The sequence below is a fragment of the Nostoc sp. CALU 1950 genome (assembly GCF_051172895.1).
In the GTDB taxonomy this organism is placed as follows: domain Bacteria; phylum Cyanobacteriota; class Cyanobacteriia; order Cyanobacteriales; family Nostocaceae; genus Nostoc; species Nostoc edaphicum_A.
In genome coordinates this window covers 1-4789 of the sequence record NZ_JBDNJQ010000281.1, presented here as the reverse complement: position 1 = coordinate 4789, position 4789 = coordinate 1, and the positions used below count along the sequence as shown (strand labels likewise).

General features: G+C 41.3%; 6 protein-coding genes. 3 read left to right on the top strand and 3 right to left on the bottom strand.

The genetic code is table 11. The annotated features are described in order from the left end of the window. Positions 1 to 85 precede the first annotated feature (85 nt). Both ABF638_RS36700 and ABF638_RS36695 read right to left on the bottom strand, forming a co-directional pair. Entirely contained in the window at positions 86 to 457 is a 372-nt protein-coding gene (locus ABF638_RS36700) for a response regulator (protein ID WP_435027671.1), read from the bottom strand. A 109-nt stretch (positions 458 to 566) separates the two neighbouring features. Then, positions 567 to 2120, bottom strand: coding sequence for an ATP-binding response regulator (locus tag ABF638_RS36695; RefSeq protein ID WP_435027670.1), 1554 nt, complete (start codon positions 2118 to 2120; stop codon positions 567 to 569). A gap of 205 nt (positions 2121 to 2325) precedes the next feature. Here ABF638_RS36695 and ABF638_RS36690 point away from each other — a divergent pair, with 205 nt between their 5' ends. From ABF638_RS36690 to ABF638_RS36680, 3 genes are all read left to right on the top strand, one after another. Next, entirely contained in the window at positions 2326 to 2778 is a 453-nt protein-coding gene (locus ABF638_RS36690; RefSeq protein WP_435027669.1) for a cupin domain-containing protein, read from the top strand. Between the two features lie 122 nt (positions 2779 to 2900). Beyond that, positions 2901 to 3461 (top strand): hypothetical protein, encoded by a 561-nt coding sequence (locus ABF638_RS36685; RefSeq protein WP_435027668.1) that lies wholly within the window; start codon positions 2901 to 2903, stop codon positions 3459 to 3461. Between the two features lie 216 nt (positions 3462 to 3677). Then, positions 3678 to 4160, top strand: a complete 483-nt coding sequence (locus ABF638_RS36680) for a hypothetical protein (RefSeq protein WP_435027667.1) — start codon at positions 3678 to 3680, stop codon at positions 4158 to 4160. Positions 4161 to 4422: 262 nt separating this feature from the next. Here ABF638_RS36680 and ABF638_RS36675 read toward each other — a convergent pair. Next, on the bottom strand, positions 4423 to 4789 hold a 367-nt coding region (locus ABF638_RS36675; RefSeq protein ID WP_435027666.1), incomplete at its 5' end, for an NACHT C-terminal helical domain 2-containing protein.

Genomic DNA, 4789 nt, shown 5'->3' with positions numbered 1-4789 from the left:
ATGCGCTTGTGAGGATTGGGGAAAGGTTAAAGGTTAAAGGGGAAGGGATAAAACACCCTAACGCGAACAAGGTATCAAAGTCATACTAACTGCCCAGTACTTCACTGATTTGCTCTGCCAGTTTCAATGGACGGAAAGGCTTGGCAAAAATAGCAGCAACATCCAAATCAGTAAAACTCTCTCGATCTGATTGCTGAAATTTGGCTGTTAATAAAATTACTGGAATTTTTTGAGTGGCGGGGTTAGCTTTCAGTTGTTGCAGAGTTGCACGCCCATCCATATCAGGCATCATCATATCTAGTAAGATGACATCTAGTTTATGGTTAAGAGCTACGTTTAAGGCTTCTTGACCAGAACTAGCTGTCAAAACGTTCCAGCCAGCACCCATTTCTAATCCCAACTTTGCGATCGCCCGCACATCTTCTTCATCATCAACAATCAAGACATTTTTGCTCATAATGACACTCTTCCACGATGTATGTGCTAATTTGCTTGATCGCTCTTGAGATATTCTAAAGCTAAATCGGGGAAAAGCAGGTGAGAATTAAACAGTTAAAAGCCATTTATTAGAAAGCTGCCAGAGGTAACAGTACATAAAACGTGCTACCTTCACCCAAAATGCTCTGAACCCAGATTTTACCGTTATGTTGCTGGACAATATTTCGGCAAATAGCCAGTCCTAAACCTGTTCCTCCTTTTTTGCGGGAGTCGGATGCATCTACCTGCTGAAAGCGCTCGAAGATTAGTTGCAATTTATCTTTAGGAATTCCTCGCCCTTCATCTCGGATAGTAATCAGCAGGAAACTGGGTAATGGAGTGTCTTGTGTTGAAGAATGGTCATGTTCTCCCAACCCAACAACCTTGTGTTCTGCGAGTATGGCACTTATCCACACCGTATCACCTGGTTCAGAAAACTTAATAGCGTTACTTATTAAGTTGGTCAGAGTTTGCAGTAGGCGATCGGGATCTGCCCAAAGTTCAATTGCTAGAGGATCGACAATCAGTTTAACTTGCAATTTATCTGCCATTGCCTGCATTGTTTCTGTTGCTATAATTAGCAGGTCAGCAGCATTGCACTTCATCTTCTGCATGAAGATTTTGACTGATTTCATCCGCTCTAAATCGAGAATATCATTTATCAATCGGATCAGGCGTTCAGTATTAGTAGTAGCTATGCTCAGAACTTTTTGTCCCTGTTCAGTTAGAGTTCCTAATTGTCCTGCACCCAATAAATCTAACGCTCCCATTGTAGAGGTTAAAGGTGTACGTAATTCGTGGCTAACTAGAGAGATAAACTCGTTTTCCAAGCGTTTACGTTCGGTGATGTCGTTGGCAATCAATAAAGCGCATTGCACCCCACCCAGGTCAATCAATTCGATAGATAGCAGTATAGTCTTGACCTCTCCAGACTTGGTAGAAAATTCAAATTCTTGATTATAGAGTGACCCAGTATCAGATAAAAGTTGGATGGTCTGAGCGATCGCTACTGCATCCTTACCTAAATTAAGTTCAGCAACCGTATAACCAATCACTTCCTCCAGCAAGTAGCCGCTCATCTTCAAGAAGCTGGGATTGACATCAATAAAACGAGCTTCAGAAATGGTAGCGATCGCGATCGGATTGGGACTAGAGCGAAAAACTTTAGTAAACTTCTCTTCTGCTTTGGCGCGATCGCTAATTTCTTGCTGCAACCGCTCATTTTGGGCTTGGAGTTGTTGTTGCAGTTTCCAAATCGTCAAGTGATTTTCAATTCGTGCTAAAACCTCTTCTAGTTGAAAAGGCTTAGTTATATAGTCCACGCCACCAACTGCAAACGCTTTCACCTTATCCAGCACATCACCCAAAGCGCTGATAAAAATTACTGGAATTTCGCGGGTGCGATCGTTTGCCTTCAGGTGTTGGCAGACTTCATAGCCATTCATCTCCGGCATATTCACATCCAACAAAATCAGGTCGGGGGGAACTGCATTTGCTCCCCGTAACCCCGTAGAACCTTTAGTTACGCTGCGAACTTTATATCCCTGTTCCGTCAGCATGGCAGATAAGAGGTTTAGGTTTTCTGGCGTGTCATCAATCACCAGTATGTCTGCTTTTGGCAAGTTGAATGGCTCTTTAGGCATGGCAATATCGACTTTAGCCAGAATAGGCTACTAATTCTTTCTAGAAATTTTAACCTTAGTTCCATGTCTTAATAATCAGTTACAAAAAAAATATCAATTACCCATTTATCTCCCCTAGTTCTCCCCGATTAATTTCTAATGTTAAAAGCATCAAATCAAGTTTGTAGATTACACCTACCAAATTACACAATAAGGAGTAACTCGTATGCAAAGTTCAACTATACGTAAACCAACTATTCTTGCACCAGGAGAAGGTAATCAATTCTCAATTCTTGGTTCACAGTTCACAACAAAAGTAACTGGGGAAGAGACAAATCAAGCTTGGACAATTTATGAAATCACAGATACAGAAGAAAATGGCCCGCCACTGCACACTCACCCTTGGGAAGAAGCATTTTATGTTCTAGAAGGGGAATTAGACATCCAAGTTGGTACAGAAACAATTTTGGCATCACCAGGCTTTTTCGTTAACATTCCTCACAATGCACCACACGCCTTCAAGATTCGTTCTGCTACTGCTAAATTTCTGGTTTTAGTTTCACCTAAAGGTGCGAAAAACTTTTATGAAGAAATGGGTCAATTAGCAGATAGTTCATCATTAAACATGGAAAAAGTGCAACCTGTTTTGAACAAATATGGATTGCAATTTCTTGCGTGAACGTTTCGTTGGAATGCAGCGCACAGCTAGCTGTGCTACTGGTAACTGCTATATATAAACACGCAAACTTCGCGCCCTAAATCGCTTTAGTTGGTAAATAAATCTATTTCTACAAAAGCCAAATGTACTTACTAAGAAACAACCAACTCTATTCCATGCCAAAAGCTGTCCGCCTTTTCGCTTCTAGTGCCCTAAGTTTGGGCCTCACCGCTAGCCTTGTTTTTTACCCAAGCGCGAGTCAGGCAGGTAAAAACGATACTGGAGTCCCTGCTGAACTCCAGGGCGAGTGGCGATATGGTCGAATCTCGTCCATTCAATACCAAGATAGTTACACAGGGCAGTCAGCAGCCCCGAACGGTTCTAGCGATCAATTTCAACTCGCATCTAACGGAAACTACAAGCGAAATAGGCTGCTTCAAATCAACACTTACAACTGTGCGTCTAACCTCTTCATAGAGGAAAAAGGCAAAGTTAAGATTGAAGCTCAACGTCTGACTTTCCAACCCAGTGACAGCACATCCAAAGGGCAAATTTGCAATAGCGGGCGCACTTACTCCAGCCGCAATACAGCAAAGCCTGAGACTTATCAGTGGTCGATTGAGACGAATGATTCCGGGCAGCAAGTTCTAGTGCTTGAGACTGCCGATGGTAAAGGGCGAAGTCATTACGGGCGACCTCAATAAGCTAATAAGCATTAGACCTCTTGCAAAAACATATTTTTGCAAGAGAGGGAAAAGGGTAAAGGTTAAAGGGAAAGGATTTTGAGTTTATTTACCCTTTTCCCCTTCCCCTTTACCCCGACTTTTGCAAGAAGTCTATTTAAGAGTTAAGCTTTTTTCTCTCCCCTAGTTCTCCCCGATTGTTTCCTAATTTATAAAATATCGAACTGAGGTTATTCCATGATTCACCATATTTCAATTGCTGTTAGAAACCCTAGTCATGTTGCCCAAGTTCTGGCAGAAATCTTAAAAGCGCAAGCTGTTCCATTTCCTCCTAACCCAGGAAGCTATATGGTTATACCTTTTGATGAATACGGTACAGCCATTGAACTTTATCCTTTAGGCTCTCAAATTGAACCTGGTGAAAATGATGAAGAATGCGTATTTGTGCATACTGCAATTACCTCTATTTATACAGATATTCATGCAGCTATTTCTGTACCCATTAGTCAGAAAGAAATTGAACAAATCGGTGTCCGTGAAGGTTGGCGTGTAGTGCGCTGTAACCGCGATTCTTTCTTTGATGTGATTGAGTTCTGGGTGGAAAACAGATTAATGATAGAACTGCTAACACCAGAAATGGCCTCTCAGTATTTGAAATTCGCCACTCAGCAAGAAAATCTGAAATATTTTGCCGCAGAACCAGCTTTAGCCACAACTTGATAAATATTTATAGCAATCCTATTTGTTTGCAATTCTCGCAAACAGCATATCTGCAACTTCTCAAATAAATTACAGCAACGCTGGAAACTATACTCGTGGGGCACGTAGGAACACGAGATAAAGTTGAACACTGAAAAAGTTTTTATAACCCATTCATCCAAGGAGGATAATTTATTTGTGAATTAGTTGATTAACTACAACACAAAACTTATTCAAGATTATTTTTGCAATCCAAACCTCCTTCAGGAATTAACCAAAAGAATTATTGCCATTCCCTATCCTCAAGTTCCTTTATCGGCAACAATAAAGTGGCTTCAATTTCCTGCCTAATAGCAGATGTCACTTCACAATTGCTATGCAGGCAATCGAGTAGTAACTGATTAGCATCATAGTAGCGTTGCAACACTTGCTCTTGCTCAGAGCTAAACTGCCACTCGTGGTTAATATTGCGATAATTAATCACCGTCTTGTTTACCTGTTCAGCCCAAGCTGAATAGTTTGTTTGCGACCATAGCTCAAACCGTTGTTGACTTTGACCAGAATTTGGCAATTGGTCAGAGAGTTGTTGCAAGGATTTATGGAGTCCAACATCCAGAACAATACCCAGAATGTTGCTCATAGCTTCTCCG